The sequence below is a fragment of the Curtobacterium sp. PhB128 genome (genome assembly GCF_004340725.1).
Taxonomy (GTDB): domain Bacteria; phylum Actinomycetota; class Actinomycetes; order Actinomycetales; family Microbacteriaceae; genus Curtobacterium.
Window position 1 is genome coordinate 163,716 of the sequence record NZ_SLUR01000006.1, and the last position, 19,035, is coordinate 182,750.

At 71.6% G+C, this 19,035-nt stretch carries 22 protein-coding genes and 1 tRNA gene; 8 read left to right on the forward strand and 15 right to left on the reverse strand.

Features of this window, described 5'->3' with window-relative positions; all coding sequences use genetic code 11:
• Positions 1 to 4 precede the first annotated feature (4 nt).
• Positions 5 to 571: a TetR/AcrR family transcriptional regulator gene (locus EDF23_RS19740; protein ID WP_132100035.1), complete on the reverse strand. Its 567-nt coding sequence runs from the start codon at positions 569 to 571 to the stop codon at positions 5 to 7.
• A gap of 112 nt (positions 572 to 683) precedes the next feature.
• Between EDF23_RS19740 and EDF23_RS12155 the strand changes: the two genes are divergently transcribed.
• A complete protein-coding gene (locus EDF23_RS12155; protein ID WP_111084317.1) occupies positions 684 to 2,159 on the forward strand; it encodes an MFS transporter in 1,476 nt (491 codons plus the stop codon).
• Positions 2,160 to 2,356: 197 nt separating this feature from the next.
• Positions 2,357 to 2,797, forward strand: coding sequence for a phage holin family protein (locus EDF23_RS12160; protein WP_131921768.1), 441 nt, complete (start codon positions 2,357 to 2,359; stop codon positions 2,795 to 2,797).
• A 19-nt stretch (positions 2,798 to 2,816) separates the two neighbouring features.
• Here the strand turns inward: EDF23_RS12160 and EDF23_RS12165 are convergent, their stop codons facing one another.
• Together EDF23_RS12165 and EDF23_RS12170 are read right to left on the reverse strand one after the other, a co-directional pair.
• Positions 2,817 to 3,323: a hypothetical protein gene (locus tag EDF23_RS12165; protein ID WP_123292060.1), complete on the reverse strand. Its 507-nt coding sequence runs from the start codon at positions 3,321 to 3,323 to the stop codon at positions 2,817 to 2,819.
• A gap of 38 nt (positions 3,324 to 3,361) precedes the next feature.
• Positions 3,362 to 3,751 carry a DUF5997 family protein gene (locus EDF23_RS12170; protein ID WP_123292059.1) on the reverse strand — a complete coding sequence of 130 codons (390 nt, stop codon included), beginning with the start codon at positions 3,749 to 3,751 and terminating at the stop codon, positions 3,362 to 3,364.
• Positions 3,752 to 3,784: 33 nt separating this feature from the next.
• Between EDF23_RS12170 and EDF23_RS12175 the strand changes: the two genes are divergently transcribed.
• Entirely contained in the window at positions 3,785 to 4,582 is a 798-nt protein-coding gene (locus tag EDF23_RS12175; protein ID WP_165901112.1) for a LysR family transcriptional regulator substrate-binding protein, read from the forward strand.
• Complete coding sequence (locus tag EDF23_RS12180) at positions 4,579 to 5,049, forward strand: GNAT family N-acetyltransferase (protein WP_123292057.1); 471 nt, start codon at positions 4,579 to 4,581, stop codon at positions 5,047 to 5,049. The genes EDF23_RS12175 and EDF23_RS12180 overlap by 4 nt, the downstream gene beginning before the upstream one ends.
• A 50-nt stretch (positions 5,050 to 5,099) precedes the next feature.
• Here the strand turns inward: EDF23_RS12180 and EDF23_RS12185 are convergent, their stop codons facing one another.
• The 3 genes from EDF23_RS12185 to EDF23_RS12195 are packed head-to-tail and all read right to left on the reverse strand — an operon-like array spanning position 5,100 to position 7,076.
• On the reverse strand, positions 5,100 to 5,918 hold the full coding sequence (locus tag EDF23_RS12185) for a DJ-1/PfpI family protein (protein WP_131921770.1): 819 nt from the start codon (positions 5,916 to 5,918) through the stop codon (positions 5,100 to 5,102).
• A gap of 50 nt (positions 5,919 to 5,968) precedes the next feature.
• Positions 5,969 to 6,610, reverse strand: coding sequence for a DNA-3-methyladenine glycosylase I (locus EDF23_RS12190; RefSeq protein ID WP_131921771.1), 642 nt, complete (start codon positions 6,608 to 6,610; stop codon positions 5,969 to 5,971).
• A 49-nt stretch (positions 6,611 to 6,659) separates the two neighbouring features.
• Positions 6,660 to 7,076: a VOC family protein gene (locus tag EDF23_RS12195; RefSeq protein WP_131921772.1), complete on the reverse strand. Its 417-nt coding sequence runs from the start codon at positions 7,074 to 7,076 to the stop codon at positions 6,660 to 6,662.
• Positions 7,077 to 7,172: 96 nt separating this feature from the next.
• Here EDF23_RS12195 and EDF23_RS12200 point away from each other — a divergent pair, with 96 nt between their 5' ends.
• Positions 7,173 to 7,703: a DUF3800 domain-containing protein gene (locus EDF23_RS12200; protein WP_131921773.1), complete on the forward strand. Its 531-nt coding sequence runs from the start codon at positions 7,173 to 7,175 to the stop codon at positions 7,701 to 7,703.
• A 224-nt stretch (positions 7,704 to 7,927) separates the two neighbouring features.
• Here EDF23_RS12200 and EDF23_RS12205 read toward each other — a convergent pair whose 3' ends face one another.
• A complete protein-coding gene (locus EDF23_RS12205; protein WP_111084327.1) occupies positions 7,928 to 8,263 on the reverse strand; it encodes a hypothetical protein in 336 nt (111 codons plus the stop codon).
• 22 nt (positions 8,264 to 8,285) lie between these two features.
• Complete coding sequence (locus EDF23_RS12210; RefSeq protein ID WP_123292052.1) at positions 8,286 to 9,956, reverse strand: sodium:solute symporter family protein; 1,671 nt, start codon at positions 9,954 to 9,956, stop codon at positions 8,286 to 8,288.
• A gap of 142 nt (positions 9,957 to 10,098) precedes the next feature.
• Here EDF23_RS12210 and aroQ point away from each other — a divergent pair, with 142 nt between their 5' ends.
• Positions 10,099 to 10,542 carry a type II 3-dehydroquinate dehydratase gene (gene aroQ / locus EDF23_RS12215; protein ID WP_123313893.1) on the forward strand — a complete coding sequence of 148 codons (444 nt, stop codon included), beginning with the start codon at positions 10,099 to 10,101 and terminating at the stop codon, positions 10,540 to 10,542.
• Positions 10,543 to 10,857: 315 nt separating this feature from the next.
• Positions 10,858 to 11,910, forward strand: coding sequence for a Gfo/Idh/MocA family oxidoreductase (locus EDF23_RS12220; protein ID WP_131921774.1), 1,053 nt, complete (start codon positions 10,858 to 10,860; stop codon positions 11,908 to 11,910).
• Between the two features lie 116 nt (positions 11,911 to 12,026).
• On the opposite strand, the gene EDF23_RS12225 is transcribed toward EDF23_RS12220, so the two are convergent.
• Entirely contained in the window at positions 12,027 to 12,623 is a 597-nt protein-coding gene (locus tag EDF23_RS12225; RefSeq protein ID WP_165901113.1) for an NAD(P)H-dependent oxidoreductase, read from the reverse strand.
• Between the two features lie 89 nt (positions 12,624 to 12,712).
• Here EDF23_RS12225 and EDF23_RS12230 point away from each other — a divergent pair, with 89 nt between their 5' ends.
• Positions 12,713 to 13,225, forward strand: a complete 513-nt coding sequence (locus tag EDF23_RS12230; RefSeq protein WP_243648907.1) for an MSMEG_6728 family protein — start codon at positions 12,713 to 12,715, stop codon at positions 13,223 to 13,225.
• Positions 13,226 to 13,294: 69 nt separating this feature from the next.
• Here the strand turns inward: EDF23_RS12230 and EDF23_RS19255 are convergent.
• The 6 genes from EDF23_RS19255 to nadA form a co-directional block, all read right to left on the reverse strand.
• Positions 13,295 to 13,376, reverse strand: a tRNA-Ser gene (locus EDF23_RS19255).
• Between the two features lie 322 nt (positions 13,377 to 13,698).
• Complete coding sequence (locus tag EDF23_RS12240) at positions 13,699 to 13,965, reverse strand: hypothetical protein (RefSeq protein WP_131921776.1); 267 nt, start codon at positions 13,963 to 13,965, stop codon at positions 13,699 to 13,701.
• A gap of 93 nt (positions 13,966 to 14,058) precedes the next feature.
• Positions 14,059 to 15,198, reverse strand: a complete 1,140-nt coding sequence (locus EDF23_RS12245) for a cysteine desulfurase family protein (RefSeq protein ID WP_131921777.1) — start codon at positions 15,196 to 15,198, stop codon at positions 14,059 to 14,061.
• Positions 15,199 to 15,200: 2 nt separating this feature from the next.
• Positions 15,201 to 16,079 (reverse strand): carboxylating nicotinate-nucleotide diphosphorylase, encoded by an 879-nt coding sequence (gene nadC, locus EDF23_RS12250; RefSeq protein WP_131921778.1) that lies wholly within the window; start codon positions 16,077 to 16,079, stop codon positions 15,201 to 15,203.
• A complete protein-coding gene (gene nadB / locus EDF23_RS12255; RefSeq protein WP_131921779.1) occupies positions 16,076 to 17,707 on the reverse strand; it encodes an L-aspartate oxidase in 1,632 nt (543 codons plus the stop codon). The genes nadC and nadB overlap by 4 nt, the downstream gene beginning before the upstream one ends.
• Before the next feature lie 50 nt (positions 17,708 to 17,757).
• Positions 17,758 to 19,029, reverse strand: a complete 1,272-nt coding sequence (nadA, locus tag EDF23_RS12260; RefSeq protein ID WP_131921780.1) for a quinolinate synthase NadA — start codon at positions 19,027 to 19,029, stop codon at positions 17,758 to 17,760.
• Between the last annotated feature and the right edge of the window lie 6 nt (positions 19,030 to 19,035).

The following is a 19,035-nucleotide window of genomic DNA, read 5'->3' on the forward strand; positions in this document are numbered from 1 at the left end:
GACGCTACCGCGACGGTGCGAGCAGGGCGCGGAGCGCGTCGTCGAGTGCCCCGGCCACGACGTCGTCGTCGGCCGACGCGAGCGGCTCCACCGCGGTGGACCGCCGGAGCATCGTCATCCCGAGCACCACCGACAGCGCGATCTCGGCCCGGACGAGCAGTTCCTCGGTGACCTCGCCGCCGACGGCCGTGGCGAGCCGTTCCGCGTACCGGCGGAGGGTCTCGCGGCGGATGGCGTCGGCACCGTCGTCGCCGGAGGACCGGAGCAGCAGCATGAGCTGGAGGGAGTCGTCGTCGGTCGGCGCGCGAACCACGTGCGAGACCAGGCCGGCCAGCGCGCGCTCGAGGCCGCGCTCGACGGGCTGCTCGGCCCCGAGGTCCTGCACCACCCGGTCGAGGCAGGCGCGGAACAGCCCCTCCTTCGACCCGAAGTAGCGGTTGATCAGCGCGACGTTGACCCCGGCGTCGGCGGCGATGTCCCGCACCGTCGTCGCCTTGTACCCGTCGAACGCGAACCGGTGCCGCGCCGCTCGTACGAGCAGCAGTCGGGTGGCGGCGGCGTCCTTGCTCATGGTCGAAGCGTACCGGCCGGGCCCGGGATGTAAGCAAGTGTTGACATCGCGTGAGAACTGCGTACCCTCGTCAAGTCAGCAATTGTTTACATCACCCGAGACACGGAGCACGATGACCGACACCATGCAGAGCCCCCGCACGGGCTCGCACCCCACCACCGCCGGACACCGGCCGAACAGCACGGCGATCATCGTCTACCTGTCCCTCGGCGGTCTGTCGTTCGCGGTCCTGCAGTCGCTCGTCGCCCCGGCGCTGTCGACCATCGGACAGGACCTCGGCGCCTCGACGAGCGCGACGAGCTGGGTGCTCACCGCCTACCTGCTCTCCGCGTCGGTGCTCACGCCGATCCTCGGCCGCCTCGGCGACATGATCGGCAAGCGCAAGGTCCTGATCGTCGTGCTGTCGATCCTGCTCGTCGGTGCCGTGCTCGCCGCGCTGGCACCGAACCTCGGCGTCCTCATCGTCGGCCGTGCGCTGCAGGGCGCCGCCGGCGCGGTGATGCCGCTGTCGATCGGCATCGTCCGCGACGAGCTGCCGAAGGAGAAGGTCAGCGTCACGATCGGTCTGCTCTCCGCGATCTTCGGCATCGGCGCCGGCGTCGGCATCGTCGCCGCCGGCCCGATCGTCGAGCACCTGTCGTGGCACTGGCTGTTCTGGCTGCCCGCCGTGCTCGTCGTCATCGCCCTGCTCGGCGCGATCTTCGGCATGCCGGAGTCGCCGGTCCGCAAGCCCGGCCGTCTCGACATGGTCGGCACGTTCGTCCTCGCCGTCTCGCTCGTCTCGATCCTGCTAGCCGTCAGCGAGGGCGAGACCTGGGGCTGGGGTGACGGCAAGACCATCGGCCTGCTGGTCCTCGGCGCCGTGGCACTGGTCGCGTTCGTCCTGGTCGAGCTCCGCGTCGCCGAACCGCTCATCGACGTCCGCCTGTTCGCCGTCCGCGGCGTCTGGACGGCCCACGTCGTCGCGCTCGTCTTCGGCTTCGCGATGTTCGGCACCTTCGTGCTCGTGCCGACCCTGCTGCAGCTGCCGAGCGCACTCGGCTACGGCTTCGGCAAGGACGTCACCCAGGCCGGCCTCTTCCTGCTGCCGACCGTCCTGATGATGATCGTCGCCGGGCCGATCGCCGGCATCCTCGTCCGCAAGGTCGGTCCGAAGCCGCCCATGCTGCTCGGCGGGATCGCCATCGTCGCCGCGTTCCTGCTGCCCGCGATCGCGCACGGTGAGCTCTGGCAGGTCGTCGTCTCCGGCATCCTGACCGGCATCGGCATCGGCCTGGCCCTCGCCGCGTGCTCGAACGCCATCATCGAGAGCGTCCCCGCGAACCAGACCGGCGAGGCCATCAGCGCCAACACCGTCGTCCGTACGATCGGCTCGAGCGTCGGCACCGCGGTCATCGCGGCGCTCATCACCTCGCACAGCACCCCGCAGGGTCTGCCGACGGACGACGCCTTCACCATCGGGTTCTGGGCGTGCACCGGCGTGGCGGTCCTCGCCGTGCTCGCCGCGCTCGCGGCCCCGTCGATGCGCGCGCGCCGCGCAGCGGCGGCGGCCCGTGGCATCGACGACCTCGAGGAGATCGCCGAGTAGGGCACTCGGCCCGACCACCCCGGGAGGCCCGTCCTGCGTCGTCGACGCGGGGCGGGCCTCCCGGCGGTCGCGCCCACCGCCACCGGCGGCTCCGCAAGCTGGGAAGCGACCGAACAGGCCGCCGCCGACGTGACGATCATCGGACCGGACGCGTCACAGCAGGTGGACGCGATCACCGCGCCCCGGACAGGAGACCCATGAGCACCACGGACCACGACGACACCACGACGAGCAGCAAGCCGTCCTTCCGCGACACCGTCACCGCCGGCCTGGTGCAGAAGGCGCTGGAACCCGTGCTGCGCGCCGTCCGTGACGAGGTGGCCTCGGCTCGGCGGGAGATCAGCGAACGGGCGAACGGCGCGAAGACCGGGCTGGTGCTCACCGGCGCCGCAGTGGCCTTCGCACTGACCACACTCGTGCTGCTGGCCGGCCTCGTGGTGGCGCTCCTGGCCCTGGCACTGCCGATCTGGGCCGCGACGGGGATCACGTTCGTGGTGTTCGCCGTCGTCACCGCCGTCCTGTTCGTCGTCGGACTCCGAGGCATCCGACGGGGCGTGCCGCCGGTGCCGAAGGACACCCTCCGCGCAGCGAAGGACCGTGTCACGCACTCGGGCGACTCGTCGGCCACGACCGACTGACCCCGACGACGCTCGAGCGCTACATCGCGAGGGTCATGCCGACGACGGCGACCGTCATCGCGAAGACCTCGCCGCTGCGCACAGCCCGGCGGTCCTCCTGCGCCCACTCGTACCGCAGGAGCCACCCGCTGAACGCGCAGTAGCCGATCACGCCGGCACCGAGCACCGCGGACAACGCGATGCCGTGTCCCGCGTGCCCGTCGGCGACGCCGGTCGCGTGGCCCATCAGGAGCATGCCGGCCATCACGACCGCCGACAGCGCGCGGTGCACGTCCATCGGCTCGGCGCGGCGGCCGTCGGCACGGCGTCGGCGCATCACCGGCAGCGGTGCGAGCAACAGCAGGAGCGTCGCCGCGAACAGCGTCCACACCGCGCCCGCGTGCACGACGGGCATGAGCATCGCGACGAGCATCACCGCGGCCGGCACGATCACGCCGGGGCGCGGTCGGTAGCGGTCCCCGACGATGCAGCACACTGACGCGAACTGCGGCACGACGAGCATGGCGTCGGCGACGGTCTCGTGCACGGCGGGTCCTCAGCTGCGGCGGCGCGGTGCCGGGCGGGTCAGTCCTCGGCGCGGGCAGCGGCCTTGGCGGCGCGCTCCTGCTTCACACGGGCGTTCTCGACGTGCACGGCGGCCTGCGTCTCGCGCTCACGGACGAGCCACTCGGGCTTCTGCTCGAGCAGCGTCTTGATCTCCGCCGTGGTGAGCGCGTCGTCGATCCCCGCACGGGTCAGCCCCGAGATCGAGATGCCGAGCTTCTGCGCCACGACGGGTCGCGGGTGCGGGCCGTCGCGTCGGAGGTCCTCGAGCCACGTCGGGGGTTCGGTCCGGAGCTCGTCGAAGGCGGTCCGTGTGACGGGAGCGCCCTGGAAGGACTCCGGAGCGGCCGCCAGCAAGATGCCGAGCTTCTTCGCAGCCGTTTCGGGCTTCATGGTCTGTTCCTGCGCCATGCCCCCTAGAGTACGGCCCCTATGCTCGTCTGCATGACCGCGGCACTCACCATCGCATTCGTGCCCGGGGTCTCCCCGGCCAAGTGGGCCCGTGTCTGGCGGGATCGACACCCCTCGATCGAGCTGCGGCTGCGGCCGATCGGGTCCGACGACGTCGACGACACGCTCGCCGGCGAGGTCGACATGGTCTTCGCACGCATGCCCGTCTCCGACCAGCACAACGCCATCCCGCTCTGGACCGAGACGGCCGTGGTCGCGATGCCGAAGGACTCTCCCCTCGCCGACCTGGCCGAGGTGGACCTCGCCGACGCCGAGGTGCACGTCGTCGACGCCGGTCCGGTGCCGGCCGACATCGCCGCCGCGCTCGACCTGGTCGAGGCGAACGTCGGCGTGGTCGTGCTCCCCCAGTCGCTCTTCCGCGCGGCGAGCCGCAAGGACCTCGTCGCGCGCCCGCTCTTCGGCGCCCCCGGCACGCAGATCGCGCTGGTCTGGCGTGACGAGGACGCCACCGAAACCACCGAGGAGTTCATCGGCGTGGTGCGCGGACGCACTGCCAACAGTTCGCGGAACCAGCCGACCGGCACCGATCGCGACGTCGAAGAGGCCCTGCGTGCGACGCAAGCTGGCTCGAAGGCCGGCAGCGGATCGGGCAAGGGCGGGTCGGCCAAGGGCGGAGCGGGTGCCGGAGGCGCCGGCGGCAAGGCGAAGGCGAAGTCGCCCGGCAGCGGCAAGTCCGGCAGCGGCAAGAAGTCGAACACCGGCAAGGGCCCCACCCCCGGCCGCGGGAAGATGCGCGGCAAGCCGAGCCGGGGTTCGAAGGGCAACCGATGACGGACACGCGCCTGCAGGAGATGCCGGCCACGCGCCTCCCGGCCTGGCTCGACCGGACCATGGCCGAGTACGTGGCGTCGCGGATGCAGGCGGGTGAGACCCGCGAACAGGCCGAGGCGAACAAGCAGAAGTCGCTCGACCAGTGGTTCCCGGGCGGGTCCCCGGCTGACGGACACCTGGTGTGGGACGTCCTCGACCAGGACGGCACGGCCGTCGGGTACCTCTGGATCGGGCCGTTCGCTCCGGGCGGGACCGACTGGTGGGTGTTCGACGTCGAGATCGACGAACCGCACCGTCGTCGCGGGCACGCGCGCCGCGCACTCGAGCTCGGCCAGCGGGCTGCAGCGGAGCACGGGGCGACGAGCATCGGGCTCAACGTGTTCGGCTACAACACCGGCGCGCAGGACCTGTACGCCTCGCTCGGGTACGAGGTCACGGCGACGCAGATGCAGAAGCCGCTGGTCTGAAGGCCCTGCCGCGTCGTCGCGGCAGGTGCTTCGTCACGGTAGCTGTGTCGTCACGGCAGGACGGCAGCCGCTGCGCGGGTGACCCGGTCCCCGCGCGCTGCCTCGGCCGCAGCCCGTGCGCGGGCGACCACGACGGCGTCGGCGCGCTCCGCGGAGCCCGCGTCGAACGGCGGCTGCGGGTCGTACTCGATCTGCAGCTGGATCGCCTCGGCCGCTGCCCGCCCCGCGAGCTCGGCCGCCAGCCACAGCGCCATGTCGATGCCTGCACTGACGCCGGCCGCCGTGACGACGGCACCGTCGTCGACGATCCGCTCGTCGACCGGTTGCGCACCGAACGCCTCGAGCATCGGCTTCGACGCCCAGTGGGTCGTCGCACGCTTGCCGGCGAGGAGTCCCGCGGCACCGAGGACGAACGCACCCGTGCAGACCGAGGTCACCCACGTGGCGCGCTCGGCCTCGCGCCGGACGAACCCGATGAGCTCGGGGTCGAGCATCGCGTCGAAGGCGCCGTCACCGCCGGGGACCACGAGGACGTCCGCCGGACCCGCGTCGGCGATGGTCGTCGTCGGGACCAGCGCGAACCCGCAGTCGGTCGGCACCGGGTCGAGCGTCGCCGCCACGTACTCGACGCGTGCGCCGGGCACCCGGGAGAGCGCCTGCGCCGGACCGGTGAAGTCGAGCTGCGTCAGGTCCGGGAAGAGCAGGAAGGCGATCCGGACCTCGGCGGGGTCGTGGCCAGGCTCCGGCTCCGTCGCCGCGTCCCCGGCCGTGTCCGGCGTGGGGGCCGGCACGTCGACGGGCACGTCGACGACGTCGGCGTCGACCGGGTGGACAGGACGCACGCGCGGGTTCGGCTGGTCGGTGCTCATGCCGCGACCCTAGCCCGGTGCCCTCGCTGCCGGTGGGGTCGGCGTCCTGGTCAGTTCCAGACGCCCGAGGTCCCGCGCCGGTGGCTGCCGAGCAGGTGCGTGTCGACGATGCCGAGCGCCTCCATCAGGGCGTGCATCGTGGTCGGACCGACGAACGCGAAGCCGCGCTTCCGCAGTGCCTTCGACAGTGCGACGGACTCGTCGGAGGTCGTCGGGACCTGGGCGTACGACTCCGGTTCGGGCGTCGTCGCCGGACGGAACGACCAGACGAAGTCGGACAACCCGCCGTCCTGCCGCAGGGCGACCGTCGCGTTCGCGTTCGTGATGGTCGCGAGGATCTTCGCCCGGTTCCGGACGATGCCGGCGTCGGCCATCAGCCGAGCGACGTCGTCCTCGCCGAAGCCCGCGACGGTGTCGGGGTCGAAGTCCGCGAACGCCGCACGGAACGCCGGACGCTTCGCCAGGATCGTGCGCCACGACAGGCCGGACTGGAACGCCTCGAGTGACAGCCGCTCGAACACGCCGCGCTCGTCCCGCACCGGCATGCCCCACTCGGTGTCGTAGTAGTCGCGGAGCAGCTCGTCCGTCGATGCCCACACCGGCCGGGCGAGTCCGTCGTCGCCGATCACCAGGTCGGAGTGGGGCGCGGGCTCGGTGGCTGCGGGCTCGGTGGCTGCGGGCTCGGTGCTCATCGCACCATCCTCGCGTGCGCCGCCGACACCGTCGTTGCCGGCCGTGTGGTCACTCGGCCGGCGGGCCGTCCTGGGCGGCCTGCGGGTCCATCCACACGTACTCCCACCGGTGACCGTCCGGGTCGGTGAAGCTCCGCTGGAACATGAAGCCGAGGTCCATCGGCGCGCGGTCCTCGCTCCCGCCGGCCGCGACGGCGGCGTCGACGATGCGGTGCACCTCGTCCTTCGACCCGGCGGTGAGCGAGTTGATGACCTCGACGGTGCCGGCGTCGGCGATCGTCTTGTCGGTGAAGTCGGCGAACTTCGCGTGGGTGAGCGCCATGACGTAGATCGTGTCGCTGATGACGATGCACGCAGCGGTGTCGTCGGTGAACATCGGGTTGATCGAGTAGCCGAGGGCTTCGTAGAACGCCGTCGAACGGTCGAGGTCGGTGACGGGCAGGTTGATGAAGACCATCGTGTCCATGGGGAGGTTCCTTTCGTCACGCTCAACCTGGCCCGTGGCGCGGCGATGCGCAACCGTTCCGTCGCGGTGCGGACTGATACGCAATATGCTGGTTCGATGCACGCGTACGTCGACGAATCGGAGCCGGGCGGCGGACGCGATCACACGACGTACGTCATGGCGGCCGTGGTCATCACGGCGTCCGCCTGCGAAGCGGCACGCGCGGACGTCCGGGCGGCGACACCGCGGCGGATGCGGAAGCTGCACTGGTACGAAGCCCTCCCCGGTCAGCGACTCTCGTGGCTCGACCTCCTCCGACACGCCGTCTCGGTCCTGGTCGTGCGCTACGACGGCGCGGTGGCACGTACCGAACGCCGACGACGGCGCTGCATCGAACGACTCGCGCACGAGCTCGAACTCCGACAGGTCCACCAGGTGATCCTCGAGACTCGGGGGCCGGCTCGCGATGCCGACGACAGAGCGATGTTCGACGCTCTGCGAGACCGGGGCATCGGCAAGGAGCTCCGGTTCGAGCACGCTTCTCCGTCTGATGAACCGCTCCTCGCGCTGGCCGACGTAGCGTGCGGCGGCCATGTCGCGGCGATGCCTGCACCCCACGACCTGTCGAGCGCCCTCATCGTGTCGTGACGCGCTTGTGGCACCGCCGGGAAAACGCAAATCCCCGGGCCCGCGCTGGCTGCAGGACATCCGGGGATCACTTTCGACCGAGCAGCACCCGATCGACATATCAATACTACTGCCGCTCCGCGAGGGCGTCAACCGCCCGCGTTCATCGACTCGGAACGACGAAGCCGCTGTCGTGCGACAGCGGCTTCGTCGTTCCGAGTCGGCTCAGTGGCGCGCGCCCGAGGTCAGGCGGACGCGCGGCCCTCGCCGGCAGCCTTCTGGTCGGCCTCGGCCTCGGCCTGGCCGATGATGTCCTCGGCCGGCACCGGGTTCAGGCGGTCCCAGAGGAAGAACAGCAGGCCGCCGACGAGCATCGACAGTCCGACCCACAGGTTGATGTGGATGCCGCCGGTCTTCTCGGGGTCGGTGTCCCAGTGGACGATGCCGACGATCGTCACGATGACGCCGTAGAGCACGAACAGGCCGCCGAGGATGCGGCGCAGGTCGAGACGACGGGTCGAACGGACGAGGGCGGCCTTCTGCTCCTCGGTCAGCGCGCCGGGGGTGGTGGTGTCACTCATGGTCGGTGATCTCCTTCGCGGATCAGAGGAACGGCAGGTACAGGACGACGCACAGGATCAGTGCGACGGTGCCGAGCAGTGCGGGCGAGCGGTACCAGGCGGTGTCGGTCGCGACGGAGTCGCCGTGCAGGTCGATCTTGCCGATGCCGTAGACCAGACCGCCGAGCTCCTTCTCGTCCTTGGGCGTGGTGAACATCGAGACGATGAACCCGACGATCAGGACGGTCACGAACGAGATGATCGCGCCGTACAGGGTCTCTGCGGTCGCCGTGGCGAACAGGTCCGGGTTCACGAGGTACGCGATCCAGGTGATCGTCGGCGTGACGATGCCGAGCACGTAGCCCCAGAGCGCACCCTGCGTGGTCATCCGCTTCCAGAGCAGACCGAGGATGAAGACGGCGAACAGCGGCGCGTTGAAGAACGAGAACAGCGTCTGCATGTACGTCATGATGTTCGACGCCTGGGCCGCGATGAACGCGGTCGCGATGCCCACCAGGACGCCGACGACGGTGACCCAGCGACCGGTCTTCAGGTAGTGGATGTCCGGCATGTTCGGCTTGATGTAGCGCTGCCAGATGTCGTACGTGAAGACGGTGTTGAACGACGAGACGTTGGCCGCCATGCCGGCCATGAAAGACGCGAGCAGGCCGGTCACCGCGACGCCGAGGACACCGGTCGGCAGGTACATCTGGATGAGCTTCGGGATCGCGTCGTTGTAGGTGAGCGAGCCGTCGGCGAACTGGTTGCCGACGACCGCCGCGGCGATGAGACCGGGGATCACGACGATGGCCGGGATGAACAGCTTCGGGATCGCGGCGATGAGCGGCGTGCGGCGCGCAGCGGACATGTTCTTCGCCGAGAACGCGCGCTGCACCTCGGTGAAGTTGGTGGTCCAGTACCCGAAGCCGAGGACGAAGCCCAGGCCGAGCACGATCGCGAGCCAGTTGGCGCCGATCGGGTTGGTCACGTCACCGAAGCCGGTGCCAGCCCACGCCTGCAGGTGCTGCACGCCCTGGGTCTTCACGATGGCAGACGACAGTCCGTCCCAGCCGCCGACGCGGTGCAGACCGACGATCGTCAGCGGGATGAGCCCGGCGATGATCACGAAGAACTGCATGACCTCGTTGTAGATCGCGCTGGAGAGCCCGCCGAGGGTGATGTAGACGAGCACGAAGCCGGCGGACACGACGATGGCCAGCCACTCCGGCCAGCCGAGCATCGCCTCGATGACGATGGCCATGGCGTAGAGGTTGATGCCCGCGATGAGCACGTTCGACACCGCGAACGCGATCGAGTTCACCAGGTGCGGGGCCTTGCCGAACCGGCGGAGCATGAACTCCGGCACCGACCGGACCTTGGAGCCGTAGTAGAAGGGCATCATCACGAGCCCGAGGAACACCATGGCCGGCACCGCGCCGACCAGGTAGTAGTGCAGGGTCGCCATGCCGATCTGGGCACCGTTGGCGGCCATGCCGAGGATCTCGGTCGCACCGAGGTTCGCGGACACGAAGGCCAGGCCCGTGATCCACGCCGGCATCGAGCGCCCGGACAGGAAGAAGTCCATGCTCGTCCGGACCTGTTTGCGGGCGGTGAACCCGATCCCGATGACGACCGCGAAGTACACGATGACCATCAGGTAGTCGACCCAGCCCAAGTCGAGCCGGATCCCTTCGTTCGCTGCAGCGAGAACCATTCAACATCTCCACGTCAGTGTGTTGCAGTCGACAACTCCGCCGACCCGGACGGAGACGTTACACCGAATTGTGACCGTTCACATAGCCGAGGCATGTGTCTGCCGGCGGTACCCCGTGGCCCGCGATCGCTAGGCTCGCCCCATGACCGACCAGGCGCGCATCCTCGTCCTCAACGGACCGAACCTCGACATCCTCGGGCGGCGCGACCCGGAGCAGTACGGCACCGTGACGCTCGCCGAGCTCGAGGCGATCGTGCACACCGAGGCGGCCGTGCACGAACTGGACGCGGACTTCCGCCAGACGAACCGCGAGGGCGAACTGGTCGAGTGGCTGCACGAGGCCCTCGACGACTTCGCCGCGGTCGTGATCAACCCCGCGGCCTACGCACACACCTCGGTCGCGCTGCACGACGCGGTCGAGGCGCTGTCCGTCCCCGTCGTCGAGGTGCACCTGTCGAACACGTGGAAGCGCGAGCCCTTCCGACACGTCGACCACGTCGCCACCGCTGCGACCGCGGTCATCGCCGGCGCGGGCGCAGACGGCTACCGCCTGGCGGTCGCACACGTCGCGTCCCTCATCGCCTGACACCCGTCACGCCGCACGGGCGGTTCTCGCCCCGCCGAGGTTCCGAGATCTCGGAACCTCGGCGCCGCTGCCGCCCCGGAGTGGAACCTCGGCGTCACGCGGACGGCAAGTCGTGGAACCTGGCGGTTGCGCACGTCGCGCACGTCGCGCACGTCGCGCCCGTCACGCGCGCACGTCGCGCCCGACACGCGCGCACGTCGCGCCCGACACGCGCGCAAAAGGCGGACGGGAGGCCCGTGGCGGGGCCCCCGCGGGCCTCCCGTCCGCCTCGTTGGAACGTTCCCAACGCGGGCTGGACGCGCTAGGTTCATATGTATGGACAAAGTGCGCATCGGACTCGTCGGCTACGGCATCGGAGGGCGGGCGTTCCACCGCCCGTTCCTGCTGGACGCGGCAGGCATCGACCTCGTCGGCGTCGTCGCCCGCTCGGCCGCCAAGCGCGAGCAGCTCGCGACCGACCTACCCGGCGTCACCGTGCACGACTCCCTCGGTGACCTGATCGCCGCAGGCGTCGACGCCGTCGTCGTCACCACTCCCCCGTCCACCCGCCGCGAACTCGTCCTGCAGGCGATCGCCGCCGGGGTCTCCGTCGTCGCGGACAAGCCGTTCGCCCCGGACCCGGCCACCGCCCGCGAGATCCGGCAGGCCGCGGCCGACGCCGGCGTCGTGATCACGCCCTTCCACAACCGCCGCTGGGACACCGACCTCACGACCCTCAGGAGCGTGCTGGACGCCGGACGGGTCGGGACGCCACTGCGCTTCTGGTCCCGCTTCGACATGGTCGAGCGGCACGGCATCGCGACCGGCATCGGCGGCGGCGTGCTCTCCGACATCGGCTCGCGCCTGGTCGACCAGGCCGTGTCGTTGTTCGGACCGATCGCCCGGGTGTCCTGCACGCTCGACGTTCGCGATGCCCGCTCGCTCGGCCGTGACCAGGACGGCCAGATCGACGCCGGCTTCACGCTCGCAGCGACGCACGTGTCCGGTGTCGAGTCCGTCCTGACGTCGAACAAGGCCGGGTGGCTGGGTGCACGGCAGCTCCGCCTCGACGGTGTCGACGGGACGTACGGGGCCACGAGCACCGACGTGCAGGCACAGGCAGCCGTGGCGGGTGCGTCACCTGCCGACGACCGGTCGACCTGGGGAGTCGAGCCTTCGTCCGGGACCCTCACGACGGAGTCCGGCACGGTCGACGTCCCGTCGGCACAGAGCTCCTACACGGACTACTACGAGCGGTTCGCGCGGGCCGTCCGGGGGCTCGGTCCGGTGCCGGTGCCCGTCGACGACGCGGTGCACGTGGTCGAGGTGCTCGACGCCGCGCGCCGGTCGGCGGCGTCGGGCGAGACGGTCACCGTCCCCGCTCCGTAGCGCGTTCTTTCCCACGACATCTGCGATGCGAGGTCGAATCGGGCGTACCTGGTGAGAACTCCAGACCAGGTACGCCCGATTCGACCAGGAACGCGCGGAAGGGCGGCGGCGCCGGGTCAGAAGTCCGCGGGGCGCCGCACGTCGGCCAGGCCGGCCGTGGCGAAGCCCCCGCGGATGATCGGGATCGCCCGGCGCACGGCCTGGTCGATGCGGAGTTCGAGGTCGACGTTGCCGATGTCGTAGCCACCTTCGCGCTTGGTGAAGTCGCGCTCGTTGCCGAACACCCCGATCGGCAGCGTCGTCGACTGGAAGAAGCCGAACAGCGGGCGCATCTGGTGCTCGACGAGCAGGGCGTGACGGTCGCTGCCGCCCGTCGCGGTCAGCAGGACCGGGGTGTCGACGAGGTCGTACTGCCCGATCCAGTCGAAGAACAGCTTGAACGCGCCGGAGTAGGCGGCGCGGAACGCCGGGCTGCCGACGACGAGCACGTCGGCGGCCTCGACGGTCTCGAGTGCCGCCCGGGTGCGCTCGGACATCGCCTCGCGCGACGACGCGGCACCGAGGTCGGCCAGGAGCGGGCCGATCTCGATGGTCTCGGTGCGGGCACCCTCGATCTCCTGCCCGAGGCGCGCCACCGTGGCCGCGACCAGGGTGGACGTCCTCGAGGGGTCCGAAGGGCTACCGCTGACGCCGACGACCAGTTCTCCACTCATGCGGTCGATGCTCACACGCCTGCCACCGGGGCGGTCCGCGTGTGACGACATGTGTCGGGTGCCAGGCCCCGCGGGTACCGTCCCGCGGCATGCAGACGTTCTTGCCGTACGCCGACTTCCGGGCCTCTGCCGAGGTCCTCGACGACCGACGTCTCGGCAAGCAGCGCGTGGAGACCCTGCAGGTGATGCGGGCGCTGACGCTGCCGGGGTACGGCTGGCAGCACCACCCGGTCACCGCGATGTGGCGCGGCTACCGTCCGGCGCTGATGGCGTACCAGGAGGCGACGTGCCGCGTCTGGCTCGACCGCGGGCACGTGGACACCTGCCTGGAGAAGACGCTGCTGGACCTCGGGCGGGTCCCGGAGGACCTGGCGGCGTACGAGCGCGGCGACGTCCCGATCCCGCCGTGGAACGACGACGAGGCCCTGCACGCGTCACACCGCTCGAAGCTGGTGCAGAAGGCGCCGGAGCACTACCGCGTACTGTTCCCGGACGCATCCGACGACCTCGACTACGTCTGGCCGGGCGCGCCGCACACCCCGGGCAGGACGGCCGCAGCCGTCACGCCACCGGGATCCACCGCGCACCGTCACGACGCGTGACGACGTCGGAGCGGATCTCGACCACGTCGCGGAGGCCGTGCACGGCCCGGTCGCGCACGACCGCTGCCGTGGCGTCGTCGTCGGACTCGAACCGGACGACCGCGCACGGCACACCGCGCAGCAGGCGGACGTCCTGCGCCTCGACCACGGCGTGCTCGGCGACCAGCCGGGCCGCAGCGGGCAGGACGGCGTCGGGCGCGGTGCCGGCGGCGAGCGCGCCGATCGCCAGGGTCACACGGTACGAGGGCATGCTCCGACGGTAGCGGGAGCGGGAGACACCGGGAGCCCGCCGTGGGCTGCAGGGGAACTGACGTCGTTCAGGGGGTCGACGTCGGCCCACGGCGGGTCGCGGTGTGTGGCGGGACGCGACGACAGGGGGAACGTCGCGCCCCGCTCCGGATGTCGATCAGGGGTATCGGCATCCGGTCTGGGGCACCGGCCGGGTCACGGGAGGAGCCAGGCGGTGTCGGACCTCAAGGGTGTTCGGTGTCCTCTCGGTACCGGTCCGTCTCGATCGGTGCGGGCATCGACCGTCGAGCGGCGGCGGGTCGGATCATGGGGAGCAGGGCGCTCCCGACGGTCGCGAGGGCTCCGACGGCGGCGATCAGCCCGAGGGGGGCGGTGCCGAGGTCGTGCTGCGCAGCCAGGGCGAGCGCGACGAGGGTCGCCGGTGCGGGCAGGAGCTGCACCGCTCGGAAGCGGTCGTCCCGTCGTGTCCGGGTCATCATCACGTTTGCCATGTGGACACTCTGGCGCAGATTCCGTGTCCGCATAAGGGGGGACACGACCCCACTCATGGAGTAGAACGTCTAGTACACCCTGCGTTCGACACGTCAGCCGGGTGCGCGGACGGTGGCCACGGCGTCCGCGACCGCTCCGACGACGACCGGTACGTCCTCCGCGGCGAGTGAACCGTCGAAGGTGAGTCGGAGCGCGGTCCGGGCGACCTCGTCCGGGATCCCGAGCGCGGTGAGCACGTGCGACGCCTCGGTGCTGCCCGCGGCGCAGGCGCTGCCGGACGAGGACACGACGTCGCGCTGTTCCAGCTCGAGCAGCACGGTCTCGCCGTTGACCCCGGGGAAGCAGAACGACGCGTGCCCGGGCAGCCGGTGCTCGCGCGACCCGGTCACGAACGCGCCGGGGACGGCGGCGAGCACCCCGTCGAGCACGGCGTCACGGACGGTCGTCGCGGCGGCGGAGCCAGCAGCACCGCCGGCAGCCACCAACCCGAGCGCCGTCGCGACCGCCACCGCGCCGGCGACGTCCTCGGTGCCGGAGCGTCGGCCCCGCTCCTGTCCCCCGCCGTGCAGCAACGGTTCGACGGGCACCCCCGACCGGACCGCGAGCACGCCGGTCCCCTTCGGCGCCCCGAGCTTGTGCCCGGACAGCGACAGTGCGTCGACGCCCAGGACGTCGAGCCCGACCGGCAGCCACGGCGCGGACTGCACGGCGTCGGTGTGGAAGCGCGCGCCGACCGCGTGGGCCTCGGCGGCGAGCGCCGGGACGTCCTGCACGGTGCCGATCTCGTTGTCGGCGTGCGCGATCGACACGAGGGTCGTGTCCGGCCGGAGCGCCGCACGCAGCACCGACGGGTCGACCAAGCCGTCCGACGCGACCGGCAGCACCGTGACGTCGAAGCCGTGGAAGCGTGCCAGGTACGCGCAGCTCTCGAGCACGGCCTCGTGCTCGATCGCACTGGTGACGACGTGTCGTCCGCGTGGGGCGGCGAGCGCGATCCCCTTGATCGCGGTGTTCGCACCCTCGGTCCCACCCGTGGTGAAGACGACCTCGGCCGGTCGACAGCCGAGCACGCCGGCGACCGTGGCCCGTGCAGCGGCGAGCCCGCGCGCGGCCTCGTCACCGACACCGTGCGTCGACGACGGGTTGCCGAACACCCCGGTCAGGTACGGCCACATCGCCTCGAGGACCTCGCGGCGGACGGGGGTCGTGGCCGCCCGGTCCAGGTAGAACACGGTCAGTCCCCGGCCGCCACCGCGATGTCGAGCCCGAGGTCGAGCGCCCGGGCCGAGTGTGTGAGCGCCCCCACCGAGATGACGTCGACCCCGGTCGCGGCGATGGCCGCGACGGTGTCGAGGGACACCCCGCCCGACGCCTCGACGAGCGCGCGACCCGCGACGATGCCGACACCCGTCTCGAGCTCGGCCGGCGTGAAGTTGTCGAGCATGATCGTGTCGACGCCCGCCGCGACGACGGGCTCGATCTGGTCGATGCGGTCCACCTCGACCTCGACGTGCACGGTGTGCCCGAGCCGCTGCCGCGCTGCGGTGATCGCGTCACCGATGCCGATGCCGCCGGCGAGCAGCACGGCCAGGTGGTTGTCCTTGGCCAGCACGGCGTCGGACAGCGACGTGCGGTGGTTGTGCCCGCCGCCGCAGCGCACGGCGTACCGCTCGAGCGCACGGAGGCCTGGCGTGGTCTTCCGGGTGTCGACGATCCGCGCCGAGGTGCCCGCAGCGGCCGCGACGTGGGCCGCGGTGGCGGTGGCGATGCCCGACATGCGCTGCACCAGGTTCAGCGCGACCCGCTCGGCGCGGAGCACCGAACGCGCCGACCCCGTCACGGTGGCGAGCGTGTCGCCGGCGGTGAACGCGGACCCCTCGTCGGCGTGCAGGGTCGCCCGGATCGACGGGTCGACCGCGTGCATGACCGCCACGAAGACGGTCCCGCCGCTCAGTGCTCCGGGTTCACGGGCCGCGAGCGTCGCCGTCGCGGTCGCGTCGGCCGGGATGAGCGTCTCGCTGGTGACGTCGCCCCAGGGCGCGTCCTCTTCCAGCGCGGTCTCGATGACGCGGCGGAGGGCGTGCGGCGGGATGGTGCCGGGGTCGATGGTCATGCGGGAACCTCCTGCGGAACGGCGATGTGTCGAGTGACCGTCTCGGCGACCCAGGCGTACGAGGCCGGGGCTGCTGGATCGGTGTCGGGGTGGTCGGTGCGGGCGTGGGCACCGCGGGACTCCGTGCGGGTCTCGGCGGCCAGCGCCACCAGCCGTGCCAGGTCGAGCAGTGCGCGGTCCTCGTGCTCGCGCACGCCGCCGGTGGCGGGCGCGGTGAGCGCGTCGAGCTCGCGCCGGGCGCTCGCCAGTCCGGTCGCGTCACGCAGCAGCCCGACGCGGTCGGTCATGACGGCCTGGACCGCCTGCCGGACGTCGGTGGACCCGTCACGGTGATCCGGGCCTCCTGGCCAGGTCTGACGGGAGGCGCGGATCACGTCCGCCGCTCGGGGAACGCTGGTCACGCGCAGGTCTGCGTTCCCCCGCAGGCGGAGCATGCCGGGCCGGGGTCCGGCGACCGCGTCCGCTGCGCGGACCGCGAAGACGAGTCCCTCGAGCAGGGAGTTCGAGGCCAGACGGTTCGCGCCGTGGACCCCGGTGCAGGCGGCCTCGCCGATGGCGAGCAACCCCGGGAGGCTGGTGCGCCCCTCGGCGTCGGTGGCGATGCCGCCCATCGAGTAGTGGGCCGCCGGGGACACCGGCACACCCTGTCGGGTCCAGTCGAAGCCGGCCGCACGGGTGGCCCGGGTGAGTCCGGGGAACCGCCCGGTCAGGAAGTCCGCGCCGAGTCCGGTGGCGTCGAGGAGCACGGGTGCGCCGCCCTGGTCGCGGACGGCGGCGGCGATGCCGCGGGCGACGACGTCGCGTGGAGCGAGCTCGGCGTCCGGGTGCACCGCCGTCATGAAGCGGCGTCCGCGCGCGTCGCGGAGGACGGCTCCCTCGCCGCGGACGGCCTCGGACACGAGCCCGCCGTCCGGCACGGCGAGGCGGGTCGGGTGGAACTGGACGAACTCCAGGTCGGCGACCACCGCTCCGGCACGCCACGCGGCGGCCACGCCGTCCCCCGTCGCCACGAGCGGGTTGGTGGTCTCGCGGTACAGGTGTCCCGCTCCCCCGGAGGCGAGCACGACGGCGTCGGCGTCGATCCGTCGGGGTTCGCCGAGCAGGTCGAGGACGTCGATGCCGACGACGGTGCCGTCCCGGACGACGAGGTCGGTGAGGCAGGTGCGCTCGAGGATCGTGACGTGCTGACGGTGCAGCGCGTCGATGAGCGTGCGCTCGATCGCCGCGCCGGTCGCGTCGCCGTCGGCGTGGACCACGCGCCAACGTCCGTGCGCGGCTTCGCGCCCGCGGGCCAGGTCGTCGCCGTACCGGTCGAGGGCCGACGGGTCGGTCGAGCGGTCGAACGGCACACCGAGGGCGAGCAGGTCGCGGACCCGGGCCGGCCCGTCGGTGCAGAGGACCTCGACGGCGCGCGCGTCCGCGCTGCCGGCCGCCGCGACGTGGGTGTCGGCCTGGTGCAGTGCCGGCGAGTCGTCGGCCCCGAGTGCCACCGCCACCCCGCCCTGGGCGTACGCGGTGGCGCTGTCGGCGAGCGCGCCCTTCGTCACCAGTGTGACGTCGTGGACGGCGCTGGCACGGATCGCTGCGGTCAGTCCGGCGATGCCGGAGCCGACGATGACGACGTGCACGGTGGTCTCCCTCGGTCGTTCGGGTTCGGGCTCGGGCTCGGGCTCGGGGCTCAGCCGCGGGGCTTGGCCGCGAGCATGCGCTCGAGCGCGACCTTGGCGTCGGCCTGGACCTCGGCGGGCACGACGATCTCGTTGAGCACCTCGCCGCGCACGAGGGCCTCGAGCACCCAGGCGAGGTAGCCCGGGTGGATCCGGTACATCGTCGAGCACGGGCAGACGACCGGGTCGAGGCAGAAGATCGTGTGCTGCGGGTACTCCGCGGCGAGCCGGTTCACCATGTTGATCTCGGTGCCGATCGCGAACGTCGTCGGTTCGGTGGCCGCGGCGACGGTCTTCCGGATCAGGTCGGTGCTGCCGGCGTGGTCGGCGGCGTCGACGACGGCCATCGGGCACTCCGGGTGCACGATGACCTGGACGCCGGGGTGCTCGCGTCGGGCCTGGTCGATCTGGTCGACCGTGAAGCGGCGGTGCACCGAGCAGAAGCCGTGCCAGAGGATGACCTTCGCCGCTTCGAGGTCGCTCGCCTCGTTGCCGCCCAGGGGCTTCCGGGGATTCCACATCGGCATCAGGTCGGTGCTGATCCCCATGGCCTTGGCGGTGTTGCGACCGAGGTGCTGGTCGGGGAAGAACAGCACGCGCTGCCCGCGCTCGAACGCCCACTCGAGCACCGTCGCGGCGTTCGAGCTGGTGCAGACGATGCCGCCGTTGCGCCCGCAGAACGCCTTGAGGTCGGCGGCGGAGTTCATGTAGGTGACGGGGATGACGGGCACCCGGCCGTCGGCGTCGGGCTCGGTGCCGTAGACGGCGGTCAGCTCGGCCCAGGCGGCCTCGACGCTGTCGATGTCGGCCATGTCCGCCATCGAGCAGCCGGCCGCGAGGTTCGGCAGGATGACGCGCTGGTCGTCGCGGGCCAGGATGTCGGCGGTCTCGGCCATGAAGTGCACGCCGCAGAACACGATGGCCTCGGCGTCGGGCTTCGTCAGCGCCGCGTTGGCGAGCTGGAACGAGTCGCCGAGGAAGTCCGCGTGCCGGACGACCTCGTCGCGCTGGTAGAAGTGCCCGAGGACGACGACCCGGTCGCCGAGCGTCGCCTTCGCCCGCTCGATGCGCTCGTGCAGCTCGTCGGTCGGCGCGGTCTTGTACTCGTCTGGCAGCACGCCCTGCCGCGGTGCGCTCGTCGGGATGACGTCGGTCATCGACGAGCCCGGGCCGTACCCGGGCCGGGAGTCGAAGTCCCACGTGGGCATCGCGAGGTCGGGCGTGCAGGTACTGCCGCCGGCCTTGCCGTTCGAGATGAGGTCGATGGTCGTCGCGATGGACACGGTGGT